At 61.7% G+C, this 22,661-nt stretch carries 24 protein-coding genes and 1 pseudogene; 17 read left to right on the forward strand and 8 right to left on the reverse strand.

Annotation, left to right across the window (positions count from 1 at the left end):
* Window positions 1-202: 202 nt before the first annotated feature.
* The gene (locus tag ACYVIA_RS08125) at window positions 203-880 is read right to left on the reverse strand and encodes an SOS response-associated peptidase (RefSeq protein WP_460839655.1); all 678 of its coding nucleotides are present in this window, start codon (window positions 878-880) and stop codon (window positions 203-205) included.
* Between the two features lie 313 nt (window positions 881-1,193).
* Here ACYVIA_RS08125 and ACYVIA_RS08130 point away from each other — a divergent pair, with 313 nt between their 5' ends.
* The 7 genes from ACYVIA_RS08130 to ACYVIA_RS08160 all read left to right on the forward strand — a co-directional run bounded on the left by ACYVIA_RS08130 (window position 1,194) and on the right by ACYVIA_RS08160 (window position 4,960).
* Window positions 1,194-1,463, forward strand: a complete 270-nt coding sequence (locus ACYVIA_RS08130) for a hypothetical protein (RefSeq protein WP_460839657.1) — start codon at window positions 1,194-1,196, stop codon at window positions 1,461-1,463.
* 93 nt (window positions 1,464-1,556) lie between these two features.
* Window positions 1,557-2,162, forward strand: coding sequence for a hypothetical protein (locus tag ACYVIA_RS08135; RefSeq protein ID WP_460839659.1), 606 nt, complete (start codon window positions 1,557-1,559; stop codon window positions 2,160-2,162).
* Window positions 2,163-2,337: 175 nt separating this feature from the next.
* Window positions 2,338-2,637 (forward strand): hypothetical protein, encoded by a 300-nt coding sequence (locus ACYVIA_RS08140; RefSeq protein WP_460839661.1) that lies wholly within the window; start codon window positions 2,338-2,340, stop codon window positions 2,635-2,637.
* A gap of 147 nt (window positions 2,638-2,784) precedes the next feature.
* Complete coding sequence (locus tag ACYVIA_RS08145) at window positions 2,785-3,237, forward strand: DUF3592 domain-containing protein (protein ID WP_460839663.1); 453 nt, start codon at window positions 2,785-2,787, stop codon at window positions 3,235-3,237.
* A 147-nt stretch (window positions 3,238-3,384) separates the two neighbouring features.
* Complete coding sequence (locus tag ACYVIA_RS08150; RefSeq protein ID WP_460839664.1) at window positions 3,385-3,675, forward strand: hypothetical protein; 291 nt, start codon at window positions 3,385-3,387, stop codon at window positions 3,673-3,675.
* Window positions 3,676-3,758: 83 nt separating this feature from the next.
* On the forward strand, window positions 3,759-4,091 hold the full coding sequence (locus tag ACYVIA_RS08155) for a YnfA family protein (protein WP_460839666.1): 333 nt from the start codon (window positions 3,759-3,761) through the stop codon (window positions 4,089-4,091).
* Window positions 4,092-4,312: 221 nt separating this feature from the next.
* Window positions 4,313-4,960, forward strand: coding sequence for a lytic transglycosylase domain-containing protein (locus ACYVIA_RS08160; RefSeq protein ID WP_460839667.1), 648 nt, complete (start codon window positions 4,313-4,315; stop codon window positions 4,958-4,960).
* A gap of 67 nt (window positions 4,961-5,027) precedes the next feature.
* Here the strand turns inward: ACYVIA_RS08160 and ACYVIA_RS08165 are convergent, their stop codons facing one another.
* Window positions 5,028-5,678 (reverse strand): MlaC/ttg2D family ABC transporter substrate-binding protein, encoded by a 651-nt coding sequence (locus ACYVIA_RS08165; protein WP_460839669.1) that lies wholly within the window; start codon window positions 5,676-5,678, stop codon window positions 5,028-5,030.
* Window positions 5,679-6,022: 344 nt separating this feature from the next.
* On the opposite strand from ACYVIA_RS08165, the gene ACYVIA_RS08170 reads away from it, so the two are divergent.
* From ACYVIA_RS08170 to ACYVIA_RS08190, 5 genes are all read left to right on the forward strand, one after another.
* Window positions 6,023-6,910 carry a hypothetical protein gene (locus ACYVIA_RS08170; RefSeq protein WP_460839671.1) on the forward strand — a complete coding sequence of 296 codons (888 nt, stop codon included), beginning with the start codon at window positions 6,023-6,025 and terminating at the stop codon, window positions 6,908-6,910.
* Between the two features lie 81 nt (window positions 6,911-6,991).
* On the forward strand, window positions 6,992-7,528 hold the full coding sequence (locus ACYVIA_RS08175) for a flavin reductase family protein (protein WP_460839674.1): 537 nt from the start codon (window positions 6,992-6,994) through the stop codon (window positions 7,526-7,528).
* Between the two features lie 152 nt (window positions 7,529-7,680).
* On the forward strand, window positions 7,681-8,712 hold the full coding sequence (locus ACYVIA_RS08180) for an RNA methyltransferase (RefSeq protein ID WP_460839676.1): 1,032 nt from the start codon (window positions 7,681-7,683) through the stop codon (window positions 8,710-8,712).
* Window positions 8,713-8,905: 193 nt separating this feature from the next.
* Entirely contained in the window at window positions 8,906-9,817 is a 912-nt protein-coding gene (locus tag ACYVIA_RS08185) for an alpha/beta fold hydrolase (RefSeq protein ID WP_460839678.1), read from the forward strand.
* Window positions 9,818-10,078: 261 nt separating this feature from the next.
* On the forward strand, window positions 10,079-10,654 hold the full coding sequence (locus ACYVIA_RS08190; RefSeq protein WP_460839680.1) for a class I SAM-dependent methyltransferase: 576 nt from the start codon (window positions 10,079-10,081) through the stop codon (window positions 10,652-10,654).
* Window positions 10,655-10,741: 87 nt separating this feature from the next.
* On the opposite strand, the gene ACYVIA_RS08195 is transcribed toward ACYVIA_RS08190, so the two are convergent.
* Window positions 10,742-12,496: a methyl-accepting chemotaxis protein gene (locus ACYVIA_RS08195; protein ID WP_460839683.1), complete on the reverse strand. Its 1,755-nt coding sequence runs from the start codon at window positions 12,494-12,496 to the stop codon at window positions 10,742-10,744.
* 584 nt (window positions 12,497-13,080) lie between these two features.
* Between ACYVIA_RS08195 and ACYVIA_RS08200 the strand changes: the two genes are divergently transcribed.
* Window positions 13,081-13,278 (forward strand): DUF3079 domain-containing protein, encoded by a 198-nt coding sequence (locus ACYVIA_RS08200; protein ID WP_460839684.1) that lies wholly within the window; start codon window positions 13,081-13,083, stop codon window positions 13,276-13,278.
* A gap of 112 nt (window positions 13,279-13,390) precedes the next feature.
* Entirely contained in the window at window positions 13,391-15,493 is a 2,103-nt protein-coding gene (locus ACYVIA_RS08205) for a PAS domain-containing hybrid sensor histidine kinase/response regulator (protein WP_460839685.1), read from the forward strand.
* A 6-nt stretch (window positions 15,494-15,499) separates the two neighbouring features.
* Here the strand turns inward: ACYVIA_RS08205 and ACYVIA_RS08210 are convergent, their stop codons facing one another.
* Both ACYVIA_RS08210 and ACYVIA_RS08215 read right to left on the reverse strand, forming a co-directional pair.
* The gene (locus tag ACYVIA_RS08210) at window positions 15,500-16,072 is read right to left on the reverse strand and encodes a diguanylate cyclase (RefSeq protein WP_460839687.1); all 573 of its coding nucleotides are present in this window, start codon (window positions 16,070-16,072) and stop codon (window positions 15,500-15,502) included.
* A 77-nt stretch (window positions 16,073-16,149) separates the two neighbouring features.
* Window positions 16,150-16,779 (reverse strand): cysteine hydrolase family protein, encoded by a 630-nt coding sequence (locus tag ACYVIA_RS08215; protein ID WP_460839689.1) that lies wholly within the window; start codon window positions 16,777-16,779, stop codon window positions 16,150-16,152.
* 153 nt (window positions 16,780-16,932) lie between these two features.
* Here ACYVIA_RS08215 and ACYVIA_RS08220 point away from each other — a divergent pair, with 153 nt between their 5' ends.
* Together ACYVIA_RS08220 and ACYVIA_RS08225 are read left to right on the forward strand one after the other, a co-directional pair.
* A complete protein-coding gene (locus tag ACYVIA_RS08220) occupies window positions 16,933-17,925 on the forward strand; it encodes a GlxA family transcriptional regulator (RefSeq protein ID WP_460839690.1) in 993 nt (330 codons plus the stop codon).
* 342 nt (window positions 17,926-18,267) lie between these two features.
* A complete protein-coding gene (locus ACYVIA_RS08225; protein ID WP_460839692.1) occupies window positions 18,268-20,142 on the forward strand; it encodes a diguanylate cyclase in 1,875 nt (624 codons plus the stop codon).
* Between the two features lie 18 nt (window positions 20,143-20,160).
* Here ACYVIA_RS08225 and ACYVIA_RS08230 read toward each other — a convergent pair whose 3' ends face one another.
* The 3 genes from ACYVIA_RS08230 to ACYVIA_RS08240 are packed head-to-tail and all read right to left on the reverse strand — an operon-like array spanning window position 20,161 to window position 22,109.
* Window positions 20,161-20,526 carry a cytochrome b5 domain-containing protein gene (locus ACYVIA_RS08230; protein ID WP_460839694.1) on the reverse strand — a complete coding sequence of 122 codons (366 nt, stop codon included), beginning with the start codon at window positions 20,524-20,526 and terminating at the stop codon, window positions 20,161-20,163.
* Complete coding sequence (locus ACYVIA_RS08235; RefSeq protein WP_460839696.1) at window positions 20,523-21,803, reverse strand: ferredoxin reductase family protein; 1,281 nt, start codon at window positions 21,801-21,803, stop codon at window positions 20,523-20,525. The genes ACYVIA_RS08230 and ACYVIA_RS08235 overlap by 4 nt, the downstream gene beginning before the upstream one ends.
* A 3-nt stretch (window positions 21,804-21,806) precedes the next feature.
* Window positions 21,807-22,109: a hypothetical protein gene (locus tag ACYVIA_RS08240; protein WP_460839698.1), complete on the reverse strand. Its 303-nt coding sequence runs from the start codon at window positions 22,107-22,109 to the stop codon at window positions 21,807-21,809.
* 239 nt (window positions 22,110-22,348) lie between these two features.
* Here ACYVIA_RS08240 and ACYVIA_RS08245 point away from each other — a divergent pair.
* Window positions 22,349-22,661 (forward strand): annotated as a pseudogene (locus ACYVIA_RS08245) (TAT-dependent nitrous-oxide reductase); the annotation flags it as partial.

The raw sequence follows: 22,661 nt of genomic DNA on the forward strand, positions 1-22,661 counted from the left end.
AAACTTGCGTTGCGCGTTGAGCTTATCGTACGGGGTCTCCTGCGGCGATGTTTGCGCCGCGGTAAATGTCGTTGCCGCAGCTCACACGCCGCATGCCGTTGAGGTGCATCCCGGCACCGTCTGTACTGGCGCCGCAAATCGCTAACCGGCTTCAACGCCTCGGAGGGGGCTAAACAGTCCGAAAAATCGGGCAGCAAAAACGCTAGAGACCGGGCAAGCCTTCCTGCACCTTCTTCTTTACCGGTCGCGGCGCAGCGCGCGCTACCAGCCGTTCTGCCGGATAGCGCACAAAGAAGTGCTCCGCCTCTTCGACCGGGCAGTGCAGCCAGTCGTCATACTGGCTCGGGTCGAGGATCACCAGCATCCGCTTTTCATCGTCCGGCTTGTGAAAGCGCTGCATCAGCGGATGCCCGTCTGCATTGATCGTCAGCATCGAGAACGACAGCAGCGGCAAGCCGTTGCCGCCATCCTTCTTGTACTCCCAGATGCCCGCCACACCTAGCGGCGCACCCTCGGCGTCCGCAATCTCCCAGCGCTCCACCTTGCCCGACTCGTACGACGGCTCGAAGAACGACGCCAGCGGAATCACGCAGAAATGCCGGTGCTTCCATGCATTGCGAAAGCTCGGCTTGGTCGCCACCGTCTCGGTGCGGGCGTTGTAGGTCTGGCGCGCCAGCTTGGTGTCTGCCCACGCCGGCACCATGCCGAACATCGCCAAAGCACAGGCACGGTCACCCGCCACGGCGTCTGCACGCGGCGGCCGGATCATCGGCGCCATGTAGCCGGGAAAGGATTCCGCCTTGTAATCGGCGTCCGGTGCCGCAACGCCAAAGTACTGTTGCAGCTGATCGCGTGTGGAGGGGATGTAGTTTGCGCACATGGAGGCATTCTAGAAGCATGGAAGAGGATCTGCCATCGTCCCGCACAGGTTCAATGCGTTTGCGTTCCAGCAACACTCAGGTCGTCATTTCCAGAAGGAAATTGCGGTTGAAAGCCACGCAACAGTAGAATCAGGATGCTGCTTTTTGCAGTTCTGTTAATGCCATCTATGCCTACAGTGAATTTCCCAGATAGAAGCTGTAGCGCTGGTTGCACGGGAGTCTGTGGTGTCCGGTTATGCAGCGGATGCCAGGTTGCGGAGACAAATCAATGCTGTGTAAATTCAATTAGGCCTCCCAGGAGAGTTCACTTTCATGCGTCGACTCGCCATTGCATTTCTTCTTGCCGTCTTATCGGCATTCGCATTCGCTCAAAACGTTAAGTTCAAGGGCGGGACGGTATCGATCGGTGACTCGATCGAGAAGCTGCTCAAGGTTGCGGGCAAGCCCGAGCGCATCGAGCCGTTCCCCGGCATGCCTGCCTTCCAACGATACGAATACTTCTCCGACGGTCGAAACGTCTCGATCACAGTTAAGGACGGCAAGGTTACCGGCATCGGTGTCCTGGACTTCACTAGCAAGTAGGCCTGCGTTTGCATGGGTGACCGAACAAATCATTCAAAGCACAACGCAATCGCTTCGCGCTTGAGCACGACTTAACTTTAGGCGTTCGCTGCCATGAAGCTCGCATTGCTTGCCCTAGCGTCCACCGAAGCCTTGTTTGCGGAAGACTTCCTGCCTCTGAAACCGCATTTGTTCGGGCGCATCCGTTCTGGAATCCTGCAAGTGGTGAGTTTCCAAGGGCAGAAGTCGGATGCGTACGTGTGGAGCAATGCCTTGCCCCTGTCGCTACCAGGACTGAATCCTCGTGGAGGCTGGAAGAACGCAACAGGGAGGTACCCGGAAGAGACTGGAGAGCTGACATGCGCGAACCCATCGGACGTTCCACGGATTTCGGCCGAACTCGCGGCCCTTTGCCGAGACGCGGTGCTGCCGCGCCTCAATGATCTGGCCTCTCCGGAACGCTTGGTCCATGCTTTGAACGAAGTAATTACGATTTACGCTGCATTCCCGAAGGCCTTCTGCTTCTTTCAGATGGGCGACCTTGACGAAGGCAGGCGCTGCCTTGAGCGCTTTCTCTTAGACCCGATCGACCGCCTCGATAAACGTGAAGCACGCCGGCTTCTGGACCTGTCGGATGATGCGTTGACCGAAACCGTTGAGTCTCAAATCCGCGAGAACATCAAGCTGCACAAACTGTCGCGCCTCATGACCAGGACGTAGGGCAATGGGATGGACTCCTCTCTTGTGAGCTGAAATATTTGCCGATACTTCACCTTGGCACTTTAGATGCCGTGGAGGGAGGAGTCCATCCCATTGCCCTACTGTGCTGAACAACTCGCTCCCGCCGGGTAACCTGCCGGGAGCCTTTAAGCTCGAACGTTCATTCCATGAAAGGATGCCGACCCAGGTTATGCTGCACAGAAGCCCATACATTTGGATTGCGATTGCCGTCAGTCTTGTGCTGGCAGTCGCGGTCAGTAAGGAAGCAGCCACCGCGTTTGCTGGCGCGTATCTCATCGTCGATGGTATGAACATCATCAGAACAAAGGTTGTAGACATCGGCGACTGGCAAGGTAGTGACTCGTATTACGTCCTGGAAGGCATTCCAGCGCAACTGTTCGGTGGAGCAGGAGTCGTCACGGGGGCCTGGCTTTTTCTGCGCTGGGGCATTCTCGACACGGGCCTCTTCGGGTAGGGTCTGCGAGAGGTCTGCATAGCCCTGCGCCTGTGACGCAATAAGAGAAGGGCAGTCCGCCAAGCTGGAGCCGACCGTGCGCATGGAGGGCGGCGCAGTTGATCACGTGATTACCTGCTGGCGGACTGTGCGTTATTGAGGATTGCCATGAACAAGAAAGAGTTTGCCGGGGCGGTCGCTATCCTGGTGCTGGCTGTCTTGACCGCGGTTTTCTACATGAAGGAAAGCGCGTATCTGGACAATACGATGACGGTGGCAGGTACCGTCACGGATATACGTAGTGAGCGGGTGACGACGAACAAGGGGGCTCAGTACTCAACAAACGTTAAGGCGGTCATGTCGTACCACGTCAACGGCGAAGAATTCAAGACGGATAGCCGCTTCTTTGGTATCCCTCGCTGGAAGAAGGGCGATGCGTTGACGGTGCATTACCTGCCAGAAGATCCGAGCGTTGCCCGTGCGGGGCGCGTAGACGAAGCGTATCTTTGCACGCTCGTGTTTGGCAGCTGGTTTGTGCTGTGTGTGCTCTTCTTTTCCGTCGGTCAGCTGTTTAAACGCTTACAGCAAAAATCCGGAAGCACTGGCACGCACCGCGCGTAAGGACAGGAACTTTATTCCGGGGCGCGTTGCCAATGCAATCTCGCAGCGCGGGCAGTTATTCCGCCCATGGGTGCATTGGCAAGCTGATCGTCAGCCCCGGCAGGCGACTGGTTCTATATAGGTTTAACGGATAGGCATGGACCAACCATGAAAATTGTCTTGCTGCTTGGGTGTGTAGCGATTTCATTCGCAGCGAGTTTCGCTGCTTATGGCAGGGCCGATGGGACATGGGCTGCGCTTGCGGCATGCGTGCTACTGTTCGGATCCATGCTGTTATCCGGCCTTTTCGTCTTGTGGCCTGCCGGACGCGTGCATGCGCAGAGCGCCTTCAGGGCGGGTTCTGCAGCGACACTGTCGCGGTGGCAGGTCGCCATGTTCCTGGCATGGTTCTGCGGAGTGGGAGGACTTGCCGTCTGGCTCTGGCTCAACGGTTTGTGACCAGCCGGTTGGCCGGCACGATTGGCACTGTCCTGCGCGTGTATGCAGCTGTTATGTTCAATCCAATCTGAAGCGGTGTTCCTGTGCCCGAAATAAAAACCGTCCTTCTCTTCCTCCTCACCGCCATCGCAGAAATCGTCGGCTGCTACCTGCCGTACCTGTGGCTGAGGGAGGGAAGAAGTGCGTGGCTGCTGGTTCCTGCCGCGCTGAGCCTGGCGCTGTTTGCCTGGCTGCTGTCCCTGCATCCCACTGCAGCAGGTCGCGTGTATGCCGCGTACGGTGGCGTGTACATCTTTGTCGCGATTCTGTGGCTGTGGGCGGTGGATGGCGTGCGACCGACGACCTGGGATATTGTCGGAACACTCGTGGCATTGCTTGGGATGGCCATCATCATGTTTTCACCAAGAAGCCCCTGAGCGCTTCATCAACAACCTTCTCTTGTCGCGCGTGATGTGGATCGAGGACGCCGCTCCCGGCGTCAAATCCGCGTTCATTTGCATTGTCTGAATTGCACCGTCGCGAAGAAGCTCGCGCGTCTCCCGTCCGACGCTGCCCCGACACTCGTTGCACACCAGCATCAAATGCTTGCCCGACATATTCCGGCTGGCGTATCGTCGCGGAAAGGGAGGGTGATTCAATGGCTGCCGCATTCCGGATGGGCGCCGTGGCGACGCGGCAGTGTTTGCTTGGCATCGCGCTGTGCGTGGGCGGTGTCGCGCAGGCAGAAGAGACGAAGATTTACCGCTCGTATGACGGCTCCGGCAAGGTGCCGACCTTCTCCGACCGGCCGCTCAACCGCAGTTCGCGGCTGTTCGCGTCCTTCGATGGCGAGCGCCTGTGGCCGCGTTCGGGCAGCGGGCCGGTGAGCCTGCCGCAGCTGAATGCACGCCGCGCCGCGCTGGAGCCGCTGGTGCAGCGCGTCGCCAAGGCGCATGGCCTGCAGGCGGCGCTGCTCAAGGCGATCATCGAAGTCGAATCGGGGTTCAATGCCCGTGCGCGCTCGCCCAAGGGCGCCATCGGCCTGATGCAGGTGATGCCGGCGACGGCGGCCCGCTACGGCCGTTTCGATTTGTATTCACCGGAACAGAACGTCGATGTCGGCGCGCGCTACCTGCGCGACCTGCTGCGCATGTTCAGCGGCGATGTGCGGCTGGCGGTGGCTGCCTACAACGCCGGCGAGAATGCGGTGATCCGGCATGGCCGGCGCATCCCGCCGTATGCGGAGACGATCAAGTACGTGCCGATGGTGCTGGAGCGCTACGACCGCTTCCGTGCGCGTTCTTGAATCGGGAAGGAGAAGGCGGGGTGAGCGGGCGCACCGCAGACGATTGCGCGCCCGCCGGATTTACTGATCAGGAACTTTTGGAGTTCTGGTTGGAAAGCTCGGCCAGCCGCTTGTTCTTTTCTTCCAGCGTGCGAATCAGGCCGTCAATGCCGCCGCGCGCGATTTCCTCGGAAAAGCTCGCCTTGTAGGTTTCGCTCATCCAGGCGCCGAGGACATTCACGTCATACACCTTCCATGTGTCCTGCGTTTTGTGCAGGCGATAGGCGACCTGGATCGGATCGCCGCTGCGCGAGCGCTTTACCTGGAAGCGAACGACCACTTCGCCGTCATCCAGGTCGTCACGCAGGGGCATGAACTCCAGCTTCTGGTTGCCGATTTGCGACATCGCGCCGGAATAGGTGTACATCAGCAGCGCGCGGAATTCCTCGACCAGCTTCTGCCGCTGTTGTGGCGATGCAGCACGCCAGTGGCGGCCCATGGTCAGCGCGGTGCCGCGCTCGAGGTCGAGGTGCGGCAGGATCTTGGTTTCCACCACCGACTGGATGCGCTGGCGGTTGCCGGCCTTGATTTCCTTGTCAGATTGGACAGTGTTCATCACTTCCGCCGTGACGCGCTTGACCAGCACATCCGGCGCTTCCTGCGTCGCCTGTGCGAACGCGGCGGCAAACAGGCCAAAGCTGATGGTCGTGGCGGCCAGCAGGGTTTTCAGTATCTTCATTGTTTCCTTTTGCGACAGGGGGCAGCAAGCGGTGGACAGACCCGCAACAGGCGGGGACAGTTTCCGTGAATCAGATCCAGCATAGCCCAAGCCGGTTCCCGGTGATTTGACCAGACCGGTGTGCCGGGGTTGCGCCACGCCCTTGAATAGCATTTGCCGGCCGGCGCTGGAAAGCCCGGAAACAAGTTGTAACCGGCGGGTGTTGCATTCTCGTCCGCTCGGGATGGCGCCGCCCCGTGAATGCACCTATCCTCTTGCAAGAAGTACACATAGACAAGGTGCCCACGCATCGCATGCAGGAATGATGCTTAAATAACAACGGGCACATCTTCCAGGGAGGAAGCATGAGAAAACTATTCACCGTGCTGGCAGCAATGCTGATCGGGTGGGGCAACGCATGCGCTGACGACAAGGCTGCGCAGCCACGCATTGACGAGTTGATGCACAAGTCAGGCCTGTGGCGGCAGATTGAACAGATCGAGCCCCTGCTGCAGGCAAACCTGGCACAGGAACTGGGCGACGCCAGCGAAGAGGAAGAAAGCGAGCTCTGGCCGCTGCGCATGGCGATGGCCAAGGCGTATGCGGCGGAAAGCCTCCGCGCCGAAGTGCGAAACCAGCTGTCGTTGTCGCTGCGCGGGCGGGATATCGATACCGTCCTGGCATGGCTGTCCACGGATCTCGGCCAGCGCTTTACCGCTTTGGAAGAAAAGAGCGGCGAGCTCAGCGAGTATGAGGAGAGGCACGAGACGGCCGAGCAGGTGATGCAATCCCTGCCGTCGCAACGCATCCAGCTGATCAGGCGCTTTGCAAAAGCAATCCGCATCGGCGAGGCATCGGCATCGATGGCGATCAACACCACGGTCGGCATCACCCATGGCGCGTCGCTGGTCAGCCCGCACATGACGGCTTCCGAGGTGAAGGAAATCAAAAGGATGCTGGACGAGCACAGGGATGGACTGACGCAGATGTATGAAGAGCAAAGCGTCATGCAGTACGCCGCGATCTACCAGTCGGTGTCGGACCAGGACCTGAAGAAGTACATCGCCTTTGCCGAATCGCCGGCCGGCCGGCGCTACCATGCGGCGACCATCAAGGCGATGGACATCGCGCTGACCAAGGCGGCGACGGAAATGGGAAGGGAAATCGGGACACCGGCAAAGTCGACCAGCATCGGCGCAGGGGAACTGCGGCTTGGATTCAGCCTCCCTGCAACGGGTCTGGCCTTGGCGTAACTCCTTGAGCCGGCCTCGACCGTGGGCTATCGTGGAAGCGTGTCATTTGTTCGGTGTGGACAATCCTTCAGGAGACACTGAATGGCCAAACGATCGCTTCCCTTGTCCAAAGTCTACGGCCTGCTCGAACCCGGCCCGGTCGTGCTGGTGACGACCACGCGCAACGGCGTCCCCAATGTCATGACCATGTCGTGGCACATGATGATGGAGTTCGAGCCGCCGCTGGTCGGCTGCATCATCAGCAATCGCAATTATTCCTTCGGTCTGCTGAAAGCCACGCGTGAATGCGTGATCAATATCCCCACGGTGGAGATCGCGGACAAGGTCGTCGGCTGCGGCAATACGTCAGGGGAGACGACCGACAAGTTCGCGCAGTTTTTCCTCACGGCGCGTCCCGCCGCAGAAGTGGGCGCACCGCTGATAGACGAGTGCTACGCCAACCTCGAATGCCGCATCGCCGACACCGGCATGGTCAACAAGTACTGTATGTTCGTCCTTGAAGTGGTGAAGGCCTGGATCGACCCGGCGGTGAAGCATCCGCGCACGATCCATCATCGCGGGCATGGCAGCTTTGCGGTGGATGGCGAAACGATCGAACTGAAGTCAAAGATGAAATAACGTGCTGCGAACAACGCCGGTGCAGGTGAAATTCCCCGGGTTGGAAAAATCAACTGACCGGCATACAATCCGCCGTCCTGAACGAACCGTTTCAATCATTTCGATACTGACCGCGCCGCAAATGTTTTTCCTTGCGCACGACAGTTTCCAATATGCAGATCGACACCCTACGCGAGCGCCTGCGGGCGCTGGGCGCCAAACCGGAACATGAGCAGCGCGTGCTGCGCGACTGGATACAGACCCGTCCGCATGACCGCGTCCGCAAGCGTCTGGATGACTACCTGCCGCTGGCATTGCGCGAGAAGCTGCCGGACATCGACGCCGAGCTGCAAGGCATCGCGCGCCTGCACAGCAGCCATCCGGGCGAGGAAGGTTCGGCGCGCCTGCTGGTCAGCCTGGCCGACGGGCAGATGGTGGAAAGCGTGCTGCTGCCGCGCGGCGGTGTGTGCATTTCCAGCCAGGTTGGCTGCGCGGTCGGTTGCCAGTTCTGCATGACCGGCCGCAGCGGCCTGATCCGCCAGCTCACCAGCGGCGAGATGGTGGCGCAGGTGGCGTTGGCGCGCACGCAGCGCGCAGTGAAGAAAGTGGTGTTCATGGGCATGGGCGAGCCGGCGCACAACCTCAACAACGTGATGGACGCGATCGAGCTGCTCGGCACGGAAGGCAATCTCGGCCACAAGAGCCTGGTGTTTTCGACGGTGGGCGATCCGCGCGCGTTCGAGCGCCTGCCGCAGGGTGTGGTGAAGCCGGCGCTGGCGCTGTCGCTGCACACGACCAAGGCGGCGTTGCGCGAAAAGCTGCTGCCGCGCGCGCCGCGCCTGACGCCGCAGGAGCTGGTGGAGCTCGGCGATGAATACGGCCGCAAGACGGCGTATCCGGTGCAGTATCAGTGGACGCTGCTGGATGGCATCAACGACGGCGATGACGAGATCGACGGCATCGTGCAGCTGTTCAAGGGGAAGTACGGCGTGCTCAACCTGATTCCCTACAATACGGTGCCCGGCCTGGAGTTCCGGCGGCCTGCCACCGAGCGTGCACGCCAGATGATCCGTGTGCTGCACCAGCGCGGCGTACTGGCGAAGCTGCGCGATTCGGCCGCGCAGGAGGTCGATGGCGGATGCGGACAGTTGCGTGCGCGTGCGCTGGCCGGCGAGGAGAAGACCATTCCGATACAGGCAGCATGACGTACGGAAAGCAGGCGTGCCGGCCGTCTGCCGAACTAGACCTTGCAGGCCGATGCCTGTACACGATTTAACATTTCTCAAACAATGGACATGCGGCCGACTTACAGTCAGCAACAGGAGACAGGCCGGCTGCCCATCCAAAACGCCAATATCTGCAGCCGGACCACGACAAAAACAGAAGATGGAGACAAGCATGAGATTTTCCGAGGACCGGCTGGCCGCGCTTAAGTGCAGCGACCAGGTCGAGCGCACCATCCACATCTGGGAGCCGGATCTGCCGCGCGCCGTGATCCTCGCGATCCATGGCGGCATGGCGCATGCGGGCGACTATGTGACACCGGCGCTGTACTTCCGCGACAAGGGCATTGCCACCGTCAGCTACGACATGTGCGGCCACGATGGCAAGAAGCGCGTCGACATCCCGGGCTTCGACAGCTTCCTGAAGGATGGCGAGCTGTTCCTCAAATGGGTCCGCCGCAATTTTCCCGGCCTGCCGGTCTTCGTGATGGGCCACTCGATGGGCGCGCTGATCGCCACGCATCTCGCGCTCGGACGCTTCCGCGAAGAGCGTGACATCAAGGGCTATATCCTGTCCTCGCCGTATTACGTCAATGCGATCAAGGTTCCGCAGATTCTGGTCAAGCTGTCCGGCGTGCTCGCGAAGATCGCCCCGACGATGAAGGTGCCGCTCGACTCGCTCACCGACGTGCTTACGCACGACAGCGCGATCACGGAGCGGCATTACGCCGACGAGCGCGACAACATCCGCGCCACTGAAGTGACGGTGCGCTTCGGCGCTGCGCTGTCGGCCGCGCAGGAAGGACTGGCGGACCGGATGTCGGGCTGGCGCACTCCCTTGTTCGCTGTCGTTGCGGGTGACGACAAGCTGGCCGATGCGCGTGCGTCGGAAGCGATGATCAAGCGCATCGACCCGCGCCTCGTCGAATACCACTACTACCCCGACAACTATCACGAGAACTTCAACGAGACCAATCGCGAGCAGATCTTCGCCGATATCCTGCGCTGGCTGGAGGGGCGGCTCGCGCCGTTCCAGAATGCGCCGGGTGCGAATGGCGCGCGGAACGGCAGGCTGCGCAGCGCGTAAGGTCGAGCAGCGATTCCCGAAGCGATCTCTCTCCACGGTTGCCCGACGCGGATGCGGGCGATCGTGTCTTCCCCGTCATTCATCGCGTTCTCCCTGAGCGCCATCGCGGACAATCAACGCATTTCCCTCCACAGAACGCAGCCGGCACAGGACGGTCTGAGCGTCTTTATGCAATGGGAAGACGCGAGGATGGAGCCAAGAAATCTTGCTGCACAGCTTCGTTGTCCGCATGGCGCAAGTGCCGCGCGGATAGCGCGCCAGATGAACGGAGCCAATGGCGGCGTGAACCGTGCGTGCATCTCCCTGCTGCACCTGCAGCCGGGAGAGCGCGTGCTGGAAATCGGGCCGGGCAACGGCGCCTTCGTGGCTGATATCGTGGGTGCGGCGGCGGAGGTTTCCTACACCGGGCTGGACCTGTCGGAATTCATGGTGGATGAGGCGGAGGAGCGCAATCGCGCGCTGGTAGCCGCGGGGCGCGCCGTGTTCCGTCACGGGAGTTCGGACCAGATGCCGTTCGGCACGGCGGCCTTCGACAAGGCGCTCACGGTGCACACCCTCTATTTCTGGGAAGAGCCCGACGCGCATCTGCGGGACGTGCGCCGCGTGCTGCAGCCGGGCGGACTGTTCTGCATCGGTTTCGGCGACCGGGCATTCATGCAGGAGCTGCCGTTTGTGCCTTACGGCTTCACGCTGTATGACGCGGCCGAGGCGCAGGCGCTGCTGGAGATGGCGGGGTTTTGCGTGCTGCAGCGTCAGACGCTGCGTGAAAGAGGGCGCAGCAATTCAGGCGCGGTGGTGGACAAGGTACTCAATATCCTCCTGTGCCGGGCCGTTTAGCGCCTGCTTGACAACCCGATGCGCGGTTGTCGAACAGGCGCACAGTTCCGGCAGCGCCGCGCCTTTCAGTCCGCTGCTGTTAAAACGTCAGAACTCTTCCCAGTCAGCTTCGTCGTTCGTCGGCTTCGCAAGGCGTGCCGGCGGCGTTACGGTCACTTGACGCGTCTTTCCCGTGGTTGCTGTCACGGCAGGCCTCACTGGCTTTGCCTGCTGTGCAAGCGGCGCGGTGGTGCGTGCGGGCGCTGCACTGCGCGATGGCATGACAGCGGACTGCATCATGTCGAGCTTGAAGCGGCTGACTTCCTGCGCCAGCCGTGTAGCCTCGTCCTGCAGCGATTGAGCAGCGGCGGCGGCCTGTTCGACCAGCGCGGCGTTCTGCTGCGTGACCTGGTCCATCTGGATGATCGCCTGGTTCACCTGCTCGATGCCTGAGCTCTGCTCCTGGCTGGCCGCCATGATCTCGGCCATGATGTCGGTCACGCGCTTGACGCTGTTGACGATCTCGTCCATCGTCGTGCCGGCTTCGGTCACGAGCTTGCTGCCGGCATCCACTTTTTCCACCGAGTCGCCGATCAGTGTCTTGATCTCTTTCGCTGCCGCCGCGGAGCGCTGTGCGAGGTTGCGCACTTCCGAGGCGACTACCGCAAAGCCGCGGCCCTGTTCGCCGGCGCGTGCCGCTTCCACTGCGGCGTTCAGTGCAAGGATGTTGGTCTGGAAGGCGATGCCGTCGATGACGCTGATGATGTCGACGATCTTCTTCGACGAATCGTTGATCGAGCCCATTGTCTGCACCACCTGCGCGACGACGTCACCACCCTTTACCGCGATGCTGGAAGCCGTGACCGCCAGCTGGTTTGCCTGGCGCGCATTATCCGCATTCTGCTTGACGGTCGATGTCAGCTCTTCCATCGACGACGCGGTTTCTTCCAGCGACGAGGCCTGGTGTTCGGTGCGTGCCGACAGGTCCTGGTTGCCGGTGGCGATCTCGCGCGACGCAGTCACGATGTTGTCGGTGCCGGTACGCACCTGGCTGATGATCTGCGTAATGCCCTCGCTCATCGTCTTGAGCGCATGCAGCAGGCTGCTGGTGTCATTGTTCTTCAGGTCGATCTTCGCGGTCAGGTCACCGTCGGCGATCCGGTGCGTGATGCTTGCCGCATACGTCGGCTCGCCGCCAAGCTGCCTGAGCATGCCGCGTGCAATGACGAGACTGATCAGGAACAGGGCTGCAGCCAGTGCCAGCGCGCTGAGTCCGTAGTTGACCAGCCGCGCGAGGATCGTTGCGCGCACGGTGTCGACATACACGCCCGAGCCGATGATCCAGTCCCATTGCGGAAAGGCCTTCACATACGAGACCTTTTCCACCGGATCGGCGCTGCCCGGTTTGGGCCACATGTAGGGAACGAAGCCGGCGCCGTTGGCCTTGGCCATCTTCACGAATTCCACGAACAGATGCTTGCCGGTCGGATCGGTGTTGGCGCGCAGGTCCTTGCCCTCCATCTCCGGCTTGATCGGATGCATGATCATCGTCGGAAGCGAGTCATTGATCCAGAAATACTCGTTGCCGCTGTAGCGCAGCGCGCGGATCGCGTCCATCGCGGCACGCTTGGCATCCTCTTCCGGCATCACGCCTTTCGCGGCCAGTCCCTGGTAGTGCACGGCGATGTTGTGCGCGACTTCGACCGTCTGGCGCACGCTGCTCTTGCGCTCTTCCATGATCAGTTGTTCTTCGGAGTACAGGAAGAGGGCGGTTAGTGCGAATACGCCAAGGATGGCGCAGGCCATCAGGATGCCGAGGCGCCTGGAGATGCTTAAGGCATGGATTCGTTGTAATGAAAGCATGGTGTTGTCCCCTGAAAGAGGGTGTGATTGTGATAGGAAACCGGTTCGGTTACGGCGTGCGCCGTGATCGCGCAGTGCGGGCGGAAAAGCGGTAGGGCAGGCAGACGCAGAGGCGCAGAGGCGCCGACGCGAAGCGCGCCGATGTGCAGCGGCTCGGAGTGCTGTGCCCCGAGAAGATTTTTGTGGCTGCAATGCGTGTCATTGCAATCCCCTGTAAAGACGGTCCCGATAGGCTTTACAGCGGCAGAATCATTCAACGCGATTCACGAGAGCCTATCCCGGCAGGAAGCAACCTTGCGCTTTGCTGACGCATTTTCTTGCTCCCGACAGGGAATGTTTCTGTCGGGACAGGCTCCAAGTGACTGAAGCAAAGGTGCTGCTGCGCTAAAGATGATGCGGATCAATTTTGTGGAGAGGTAATGTAGCCGGAATTCCATTGGAATCCAATGGAGTTTTGACAAGCAAGCCATTTCCGCAACAGGGGCATGCTTCATTTCCGTATTGAAGCGTGGCTAAATAGAAGTCCCGCCGCAGAACGGCGTTTTCCGAGATGGCGGGATGATGCTATTCCGTCAACGACTGCCATGGCAAAGAAGTTTCCCATCCATCCCGTGCATCCCGAGCGTGTCTGCTGGGGATGCGACAAGTATTGCCCCTCCGATTCACTTGCCTGCGGCAACGGCTCCGAGCGTACCCAGCACCCGGTCGAACTCTTCGGCGAGGACTGGAGCGAGTGGGGTCTTGATGCTTCCCCGGAAGCAGTAAAGACCGAAGAGGGCTGACGCTCCTGCCTCCTGCGCTACCCGTTGGAAACGCGACAGGAGTCTGATCTAGCTCTTTTGTACGCTGTGTGCGCCTGCTACGCTGGATGCTTTTGGCGTAGGGGAGACAACGGTGCAATCGGATGTCTACGTTGCGATGATTGCGGCTGCCATTGCAGCCAGCGCGATCCTGGTCATCACCCTGCTCGTCATGATGCGGCGCTTGCGCCAGCTGCGCGAGCGCGTGTCTGTGTTGCAGAGCGGCTTTGCCGACATGGAAACCGCCTACGCCAACGCGCCGCTCGGCCTGGCGACGCTCGACGCCGAGCTGCGCTACGTCAGGATCAACAAGTTGCTCGCGCAGATCAACGGCGTGAGCGTCGAAGCGCATATCGGCAAATCCATCCATGAGGTGGTGCCCAATATTGCGTCGCAAGTCCAACAGCCGTTCATGCAGGTGCTCCGTACCGGCGAGCCGGTTCTTGGACTGGTCATCGAGGGCATGACCGATGCGCAGCCGGGCATTCCCCGGTTCTGGCGCGAGAACGTCTATCCGATCTTTTCCGATGGCGGCAAGATCGCCGGCATCCATGTCACGGTTGAGGACTTTACCGAGGAGAAGCGCCTGAACGACGCGCTGCGCGCAAGCGAGCAGCGCGAGCACCAGCGCGCGAAGGAACTTGAAGTGGTGATGAATGCAGCGCCGGCGGCGGTATTCCTGTCGCATGATGCGGCGTGCCGCTACGTGAGCGGCAACCCGGAAGGCAACCGCATGCTGCGCCTGCATCCAGGCGACAACGCATCGGCCAATCCGCCGGACGGCGAGAGCCCCTTCCGGTTCTGGTCGTATCCGGATGGCGCGCCCGTGTCGCCCGAGCAGCTGCCGATGCAGGTGGCGGCGGCGACCGGCAGGGAAGTCAGGGACGTGGAGCTGACTGTCCAGTTCAAGGACGGCGATGCGATCCATGTGCAGGTCAATGCCGCGCCGCTGCGCAACGAGAAGGGCGAGCTTGCCGGCGCGGTCTGCGCATTCATCGATGTCACCGCACAAAAGCGGGCAGAACAGACGCTGATGCGCGAAAGCGAGCGCAAGGACGAGTTCCTCGCCACGCTCGCGCACGAACTGCGCAGCCCGCTTGCCGCCATCCACGCCGGGCTGGAAGTGATGAAGCTGGCCTCCAGTGAACCGCCCGCGCTGGCGCAGGCCCGCACTGCCATGGAGCGGCAGGTGCTGCACCTGGTGCGTCTGATTGACGATCTGCTCGATGTGTCACGCGTCAGTTACGGCAAGCTAAAACTGAAGAAGGAAAAGGTCAGCGTGCAGGACATTATCGACAGCGCGGTCGAAGTGAGCCGGCCCCAGGCGGGGCGATCCGGCCACGTGGTCGACATGGACGTGCCGGCGGCGCCGCTGTATGTGGAAGCGGACCGGGTGCGCATGGCGCAGGTCGTCAGCAACCTGCTGAACAACGCCGCCAAGTACACGCCCGAAGGCGGACACATTCGCGTGCAGGCGGCGCGGGAAGGCAGCGATGCGGTGATCCGCGTGATCGACAACGGCATCGGTATTGAGAAGGACATGCTGGACAAGGTGTTCGACCTGTTCTCCCAGGCCGAGAGCGCCAGCGAGCATCGCAAGGGTGGCATCGGCGTCGGCCTGGCCCTTGCTCGGCAATTGGTCGACATCCATGGCGGCACGCTGATAGCGCAAAGCGACGGTCCCGGCACCGGCAGCACATTCACTGCGCGCCTGCCGCTTTTGGCGGGCGCTGACGGTGGTACCGATCCTGTTCACCATACCGACAGTACCGGCATGGCACCGATGGACGGACTCCTGACCGAATCACCATCCACGGCGCGCGGCCGTCGCATCCTGATCGTGGACGACAACCAGGACGCGGCGCAAATGCTGGCGGCCTTGCTGGAACTGGGTGGGCATACCGTCCGTCTCGCGTATTCCGGGCGCAGTGCGCTCGATGTCGCCAGGGCCTTCCAGCCGGAACTCGCGTTCCTCGATATCGGCATGCCCGACATGAGCGGCCATGACGTTGCGAAGGCGATGCGCAACGACAGCGGGATCATGCGGGCGACGCTGGTGGCGCTGACCGGCTGGGGCAGCGACCGGGGCCGGGCGGAAAGCAGGGACGCCGGCTTCGATTACCACCTCACCAAGCCGGTCTCGCTGGACGCGATCAGGTGCATCCTGCCCGACCTGAAGCTGCCGCAGATCGCCTGAACGCAATCACGGCAGCGTCGCCGCGATGCGGCGTGCGGCCTGATGCCGGTAGCAGCGCCACAGTTCCTCCAGAAACGGCAATACCACCAGCACGCCGGCTGCAACGAGGATCCCGGCCAGGTAAGCCGGCGGCAAGGGATCGTTCTTCCATGCGACGCGGAATTCGGCATGCGCGCCGAACGTCACCAGCGCCATGAACTGCTCCCAATGCAGGATCGCCACCAGCACCAGCAGCATCAGCGGTATCGCCTCCTGGTAGCTGTGGATCACCTGCTCGCCGGGAAGGATGGCCCGCTTGTTGGCGGTATAGCGCAGGTCCCACAGCACGGTCGCTTCATGTGCGACGAAGCCGGCAATCATCAGGGCCAGCACCAGCGCATTGATCTCGAGGAACAGCCCGGCCAGCATCGGCAGGCCCACTTCGGCAAGCATCAGCAGATGCAGCAACGACTCCCCGGCGCCCGAGGTCTCGCTGATATGCGTCTTGCGATGAAACAGCCAGTCGCCGAAGCCGACCAGCAGCCACAAGGGGATGAAGAAAAAGAGGATGGCGCCTAACAGCAGGTCTGGCAACGGCATACGGCCCCCGGAAGTTCCGATATTGGCATGCAGGTTAGGAACGCAGCGTGCAGGCAAGTTCCCCTTTGCTTCGCTGCTTATGCCACCACGCCCCTCGCACGCCGGTTCGACAGGTAGACGTTGTCCGGCGCGATCGCGCGTCCTTCGCGCACGGCTGCCATCCAGTCTTTTGTTGTAATGACCGCCGCGAAGTTGGAATGGAAGACGGTGCTGAAAACACGGTGGATCTCCTCGGCGCTGGCCTTGCCGGCAGCATTTTCGTACGGCAGGGCGCCGGTCGCATCCGACAGGAACTCGACTTTCAATCCCTGGTGCGACGCATGGTAGATCGTGGCGGCGTCGCAGTTGTGCGTCATGTAGCCGACTACCGTCAGCGTATCGATCTTGTGCGCGGCAAGCCACTCGGTCAGGTCTGTGCCGGTGAACGGGCTTGCCATGGTCTTGCTGATCCGGTGGTTCGCAGGCCGGTCCGCCACCACCGGGTGCAATTGCCAGGCGGGCGAGCCCTTGGCAAACAGCGGCGATGTTTGCGCAGCATCGTGCTGCACGACGATGACAGGAATGTCGGCCGCACGCGCGGCATCCATTGCCGCTGCAATATTGCTCAGCGAGATCTCCACGGGTGGATATTCGATAGGCAGGTTGCCGGTGAAATACTCGTTTTGCACATCGACAACCAGCAAGGCACGGTGGGGTGAGGCAGACATGTTGTTCTCCTGAATAGGTTGAAGGTTCGGATAAAGAATCAGTCGAAAGAGTGCTGATAAAGCCAGGAAAAGACCTTCCTGACAGCTCAATTTTCATTTTTCCTCTTGCGTTGCGACAGTGGCCCGAAGGACGCCATTCGATATAATCGGGCCATGCACGCCCCTGCCTCGGCCACCTGCCTTCGTATCGCCGTCATCGCCTTCGACGGCATCACGCCCTTCCACCTGTCGGTGCCTTCGCTCGTCTTCGGCAATCACCATGCCGGGCCGGGGGTGCCGGCGTTCGATGTGCGCATCTGCGCCGTCGACAAGGCGCCGCTGCGCACCACGGCGGGCTACAGCATCAACACCGAGCATGACCTTGCCGCATTGGACGCCGCCGATGTCGTGATCATGCCGTCGTGGCACAACGATTGCCGGGCTTTTCCACCGGCACTGCTGGAGGCGTTGCGGCGTGCCCATGGACGCGGTGCGCGCCTGGTGGGCCTGTGTCTCGGTGCGTTCCCGCTGGCCGAAGCGGGGTTGCTCGACGGCCGGCCGGCGACCACGCACTGGGGCTTTGCCGATACCTTGGCAGCCCGCTATCCGAAGGTGATGGTCAACCGGGAAGTGCTGTATGTCGATGACGGCGACGTCGTTACTTCCGCCGGCGTCGCCGCGGGCATCGACTGCTGCCTGCATCTGCTGCGGCAGATCGGGGGAGCCGAGGTCGCCAACCGTCTCGCGCGCCAGCTGGTGGTCGCTCCGCACCGGCAGGGCGGGCAGGCGCAGTTCATCGAGCGGCCGCTGCCGGTCACCCATAGCGACGGCCGTTTCTCGCAGGTGCTCGACTGGGTGAGCCGGCATCTCGCGCAGCCGCATAGCATCGATACGCTGGCGCAGCGTGCTGCGATGAGCCGGCGCAACTTCACCCGTCATTTCCGCCAGGCGACCGGCACCTCGTTCACACAGTGGTTATTGGCCCAGCGGCTGGCCCATGCGCAAAGGATGCTCGAAGGCACTGATGCATCGATTGAAGTGGTGGCGCAAGAGGCCGGTTTCGGGTCGGCGCTGTCGCTGCGCCAGCATTTCAGGACGAACCTGCGCACCTCGCCATCGGCTTATCGCAGCCTGTTCCGGACAGGGACGGTGTCCGGCACCGGTTGATGCCGTGCGGCACCATACTGCCGCGGTGAAAGAATGCGCACGCCATGGCGCCGGATGCCGGTTTTTCAAGGCTTGAATATTTCTTCTGTAGCCGTCCTCCTGCCTCTCGAAAATCACCTCGGGCTACCTATATTGAAGAAAGAGGGACTCCGCGGAGGCGACGGGAAATGATCAAGGCAATCTGCAACTGCTTTATCGGCGCAGCCATCTCCTGTCGCCAGTCACTTTTCGTCCCAAGCTGATGCAGACGCGAGCCTTTTATTCCGGGCACGGGATGGCGGCTTTGCCGTACGACATGCATTCGCAACGCAACATGGCGTATTGCCGGTAGCGGGGACGGTCATGAACTGGAACAGCATTCGGTTCGGCTTGTGGCTGCGTGTGGCAGTGCGCATCTTCCTGGCCGTGGCGGTCCTCCTGATGTATAGCGCAGCTGCACTGCAACTGCAGGAGCAGCGTCGAATCACCATCACGTCCGAGCAGGCGGTCAATCTCGGCATTGCACGTGTGCTGGCAAATAATGTGGCGCATTTGCTGCGTACCGCCGAGTTCATCCATTACCACGTCATCCAGCGCATCGGGGAGCAAGGCCTTGCCAGCATGACAAAGCCGGAAGGTTATGTCGATCTCCACGGACTTGCAGAACGCTTCCCCGAGGTAGCCTACATCACCGTGATGGATGGCGCCGGTAACGTCATTGCCAACAGCCAGAATCCGAATCCGCCGAAGATCAACAATGCCGATCGAGAATATTTCATCGCGCACCTGAGGGGGGAGGACCTGGTGATCGGCCAGCCCATCCGCAGCCGGGTCACCGGCCGGGAAGTGTTCACTTTCACCCGCGCCCTGCGCGACCGCGGCGGCAGCTTGCAGGCGATTGCACTGGTCGGCATCGAGCGCGAATACATGGAGCAACTGTTCAAGACGCGCGGCAAGAATGAAACGGTCACCCTGATCCGGGCGGACGGCACCATCCTTGTGCGCAGCCCGCAGGTCGCGGTCAACGAGAGGCTGCCTTCGACCGCCGATATTTTTTCGCTCGTCAGGAAGGCGGAAAGCGGCAGTTACGAATCCTTCTCGCCCATCGACGGCGAGCAAAGGCTGTTTTCCTACAGCAAAACAGGTGAATATCCGCTCTACCTGATGGTCAGCGAGATCAAGGACGAGGTGCTGGCACCATGGCGCGAGAGCATCTCCAGGACGGTGGCCGTGCTGGCCAGTGCTTCCATCGCCTTGCTCTGCGCCGGGTGGCTGATCCTGCGCGTGCTCCGCCGCGAGGAACGCATACGCCTGAACCTGGAAGAGAGCCGGCGCTACCAGGATGCGGTGCTCAACTCGATGTCGTCCCATGTGGCCATCCTCGGTCCCGACGCCACGATCATCTCGACCAACAAGTCCTGGCAGGATTTCGCGAAGAACAACGGTTACCACGGACGGGCCGACATGGCCGGCCTGAACTACTTCGACGTCTGCCGCCGTGCCGCGACTGAAGAAGCCGAGCGTGCAATCGCCGGCATTTCCAGCGTCATGCTCGGCGCGCTGCCCCGCTTTCAGTATGACTACGAATGCAATTCATCGAGCGAGAAGCGCTGGTTCACGATGACAGTCACGCCGCTGCTCGCCAACCGCGGATCGGTGCTGGTCAGCCATGCGGACGTCACCCGGTTGAAGAGCGTGGAGGAACTATTGCGCGAGCGGGCGCAAACCGATGCGCTCACCGGGCTGGCCAACCGCGGTCATTTCTTCGAGCTGGCCAATCATGAATTCGGGCTCGCCCATCGGCACAAGAAGCCGTTGTCGCTGATGATGGTCGATTGCGACCACTTCAAGCAGATCAATGACCGCTACGGGCATGAAGCCGGCGACCAGGTGCTGGTGGCAATGGCAAAGGCCATGCAGGGCTGCGTCCGCAATACCGACATAGTCGCCCGCATCGGCGGGGAGGAGTTCACGATCCTGCTGCCGGAGACGCCGCTGCGGGGCGCATTGATGGTGGCCGAAGAGATCCGCGCAGCGATCGAAGCCCTGGAAGTGGACAGCGTGAATGGCGTCGTCCGGCTCACCGCCAGCCTGGGTGTCGTGGAATACGCGGAGGCGGTGAAAAACGTGGCAGTGCTGATGCGCGCCGCCGATAGCGCACTGTATGCGGCCAAGAAGAACGGGCGCAATCGGGTGGAGGTCGGCGACCCGACCGTGCAGCAGGAAGGACAGGGATAGCTGCGTGAACGATCCGGCTCATTCACCCTCTGCAAGCCCGATGCGGAACCGGGCGAGCAGGGCATCGGCCTCCGGCGAATGGCTGCGTCCTTTGGTCTTGGTGCGATAGGCCTCACTGGCCTCTTCGCCGCACCAGGGCTGGATGATTTTCGGGTTCGACGGATGCTCCGGCAGGTAAGGCGTGATGTCGTACACCGCGCCGTTGATCGCCATCCAGCAGTCGTCGGGTGAGGCGTGGCGCGCAACTTCCGCCAGGCTGATCCGTTTTTCTGCGGCGGGTTTCGGCGCTTGTGCCGTGGTGTCGGCGACCTGGCCGCTCCCTGCCCAGATGCCGAGGACGGCGAGCCAGAACAGGGCTGTGCTGAAAATAAATAGCTTCTTCATTGCCTGAAATCGAAGCGCTCGAAATGAACATGATCCGGCGTGACGCCGCGCTCCTGCAGTACCTGGCGGGCGGAGGTGACCATGCCCGCCGGGCCGCACAGGTAGCAATGCACGCCGGCCAGCTGCGGCGCGTCGGGAAGAATCGTCCGCAGGTCGGGTATGCCACGGCCCGTCGCCACGCACTGCACGCGCAGCTGCGGCTGCAATGCGGCGATGTGCCGGATCTCGTCAAGATACATGGCCGCTGACTCGGTCGGGTAGAGATAGACCAGATGCACCGGGTGCACCGGGTGTTCCAACGCCTGATCGCGCAGCACCGCCAGGAACGGCGTGATCCCGATGCCGCCGGCGATCCACAGCCCCGGCCCCTCGTGCAGCTCCTCGAGGAACACGCCGAACGGACCCTGGATCCGCACTGGTACGCCGCTTTCGACAGATTGCAGGTTGCGCGTGCAGTCGCCAAGCGCCTTGATCCCGAGCGAAATCCGTCCGTCGTGCCCCGCGGCACTGATGGTGAAAGGATGGTATTCGGCGCATCCCCGGAAATGCGCACTGTGATAAAACGCAGCGAGCACGAACTGGCCGGGCCGCGCGTGGAACGGGTGCGCCAGCGGTGTGAGCGACACCTCGACGGTTTCGTCGGACAGCTTGTCAACGCGGCTGACGATGTAGGGCTGGGAGCCCAGGCCCCAGTCCGCGCGGACCAGGCGCCACAGCAGGAAGGCGATCGCCAGCCCCGGCGTCCACAACAGCGACGCAGGCAGTCCGAGCGCCAGCAGATGCAGGCCGCCGAGCACGACCGCGACGCTGAGCAGATGGTGCAGGCCGTGCCAGGTGGCATAGCCGATGCGGCGGCTGAGCGCCACCGCCAGCCCCAGCATCATGCACCCAAGCGCCGCCCAGCCCAGCCAGACCGGCATGCCCTGGCGCCACGGGGCCAGCACCGACCACGCCAGCGCCGCGGATTCGTCCCAGGCATCGGCGGCGAGCGCCAGCGGATGCAGCAGCAGCATCGCATAGGCAAGCACGCCAAGCCGGTGGTGCCATTGGTACATGCGCTCCAGGCCACCCAGCCACTCCGCCAGCCGCGGCTCTCGGATCATCAGCAGCAGGCTGGCCAGCAGCATGCCGCAGCCTGCCCATCCCGACACGATCCCGGCGCTGCGCCAGAACGGCAGCGCCTGCGGAAATGCCCACCACACCGGGAGCACAGTCAGCGCCGTGACGAGCAAGGGAATGGGCAGGAAATGGCGGTGTCGTGTCGGCATGGCGGCCATTGTTCAGCTACCGGGCGTATGCCGGTACAGTTCCGCGCACACATCGCGCCGGCCATGCCGCAGCTGCACGCCCTGCTGCGCCGCCCGTGCTTCCATCAGCCGCTGGTGCTCCAGCTGGTACCGGCTGCATTCCTCATAGTTTTCAAAACTCCGCATCTTCGCCTGGTGCGCGATGCGCTCCTCGGGCGACATGAGTTGCCATCCATGGGTATTGCCGATGTCAGCCCGCCAGGGACCGCGTGCCGATGACGACCCGGCCGCGACGGCCGTCAGCGCCACGAGCCATAGAGTTGTTGTGTATTTCATCACTGTTGTTCTGGGTCGGTAGGTGCCCCACGCAGAACCGGGGACACCTCCAGCCTAGCCAACTTCCCTTGTCATGTCGATCACTTAGATTCTTCTAGGAAACATTCCCTCCGGAAAACTTAATCTAGATCATTTGTATTGCCCTATGGACAGTTTTACGATGCCGAAGCCGTTTCGTGGAGTTGTGCATTTACCGTTTGTAATATTTCTTTGGCATTGCCAGATAGGAAATTAGATACATGGATAAGGAAAAGAAAAACCAGCTGGATCAGGACGCTCCAGCACTCGGGCAGCGCCGCCGCTTCCTGAGCAAGAGCGCATTGCTGGGTCTTGCCGGTGCATCAATCGGACTGGTTGGTTGCAAGGACAATGCCGCCAAGCCTGCCGTGGGTACCGCTGCTGCACCAGTCGCCAATTCTGGCGCTGCTGCGGGCGACCATGTCGCGCCGGGCCAGCTGGATGAGTACTATCACTTCTCCAGCGCCGGCCACAATGCCGAAGTCCGCGTCATCGGCGTGCCTTCCGGCCGCGAGCTGCGCCGCATTCCGGTGT

It is taken from the genome of Noviherbaspirillum agri, assembly GCF_054780595.1.

What these genes read in the sequence shown, in the direction of transcription:
- ACYVIA_RS08125 (WP_460839655.1), bottom strand. Translation starts at nt 880, where the DNA reads ATGTGCGCAAACTACATCCCCTCCACACGCGATCAGCTGCAACAGTAC.
- ACYVIA_RS08130 (WP_460839657.1), top strand. Translation starts at nt 1,194, where the DNA reads ATGCGTCGACTCGCCATTGCATTTCTTCTTGCCGTCTTATCGGCATTC.
- ACYVIA_RS08135 (WP_460839659.1), top strand. Translation starts at nt 1,557, where the DNA reads ATGAAGCTCGCATTGCTTGCCCTAGCGTCCACCGAAGCCTTGTTTGCG.
- ACYVIA_RS08140 (WP_460839661.1), top strand. Translation starts at nt 2,338, where the DNA reads ATGCCGACCCAGGTTATGCTGCACAGAAGCCCATACATTTGGATTGCG.
- ACYVIA_RS08145 (WP_460839663.1), top strand. Translation starts at nt 2,785, where the DNA reads ATGAACAAGAAAGAGTTTGCCGGGGCGGTCGCTATCCTGGTGCTGGCT.
- ACYVIA_RS08150 (WP_460839664.1), top strand. Translation starts at nt 3,385, where the DNA reads ATGAAAATTGTCTTGCTGCTTGGGTGTGTAGCGATTTCATTCGCAGCG.
- ACYVIA_RS08160 (WP_460839667.1), top strand. Translation starts at nt 4,313, where the DNA reads ATGGCTGCCGCATTCCGGATGGGCGCCGTGGCGACGCGGCAGTGTTTG.
- ACYVIA_RS08165 (WP_460839669.1), bottom strand. Translation starts at nt 5,678, where the DNA reads ATGAAGATACTGAAAACCCTGCTGGCCGCCACGACCATCAGCTTTGGC.
- ACYVIA_RS08170 (WP_460839671.1), top strand. Translation starts at nt 6,023, where the DNA reads ATGAGAAAACTATTCACCGTGCTGGCAGCAATGCTGATCGGGTGGGGC.
- ACYVIA_RS08175 (WP_460839674.1), top strand. Translation starts at nt 6,992, where the DNA reads ATGGCCAAACGATCGCTTCCCTTGTCCAAAGTCTACGGCCTGCTCGAA.
- ACYVIA_RS08180 (WP_460839676.1), top strand. Translation starts at nt 7,681, where the DNA reads ATGCAGATCGACACCCTACGCGAGCGCCTGCGGGCGCTGGGCGCCAAA.
- ACYVIA_RS08185 (WP_460839678.1), top strand. Translation starts at nt 8,906, where the DNA reads ATGAGATTTTCCGAGGACCGGCTGGCCGCGCTTAAGTGCAGCGACCAG.
- ACYVIA_RS08190 (WP_460839680.1), top strand. Translation starts at nt 10,079, where the DNA reads ATGAACGGAGCCAATGGCGGCGTGAACCGTGCGTGCATCTCCCTGCTG.
- ACYVIA_RS08195 (WP_460839683.1), bottom strand. Translation starts at nt 12,496, where the DNA reads ATGCTTTCATTACAACGAATCCATGCCTTAAGCATCTCCAGGCGCCTC.
- ACYVIA_RS08200 (WP_460839684.1), top strand. Translation starts at nt 13,081, where the DNA reads ATGGCAAAGAAGTTTCCCATCCATCCCGTGCATCCCGAGCGTGTCTGC.
- ACYVIA_RS08210 (WP_460839687.1), bottom strand. Translation starts at nt 16,072, where the DNA reads ATGCCGTTGCCAGACCTGCTGTTAGGCGCCATCCTCTTTTTCTTCATC.
- ACYVIA_RS08215 (WP_460839689.1), bottom strand. Translation starts at nt 16,779, where the DNA reads ATGTCTGCCTCACCCCACCGTGCCTTGCTGGTTGTCGATGTGCAAAAC.
- ACYVIA_RS08220 (WP_460839690.1), top strand. Translation starts at nt 16,933, where the DNA reads ATGCACGCCCCTGCCTCGGCCACCTGCCTTCGTATCGCCGTCATCGCC.
- ACYVIA_RS08225 (WP_460839692.1), top strand. Translation starts at nt 18,268, where the DNA reads ATGAACTGGAACAGCATTCGGTTCGGCTTGTGGCTGCGTGTGGCAGTG.
- ACYVIA_RS08230 (WP_460839694.1), bottom strand. Translation starts at nt 20,526, where the DNA reads ATGAAGAAGCTATTTATTTTCAGCACAGCCCTGTTCTGGCTCGCCGTC.
- ACYVIA_RS08235 (WP_460839696.1), bottom strand. Translation starts at nt 21,803, where the DNA reads ATGGCCGCCATGCCGACACGACACCGCCATTTCCTGCCCATTCCCTTG.
- ACYVIA_RS08240 (WP_460839698.1), bottom strand. Translation starts at nt 22,109, where the DNA reads ATGAAATACACAACAACTCTATGGCTCGTGGCGCTGACGGCCGTCGCG.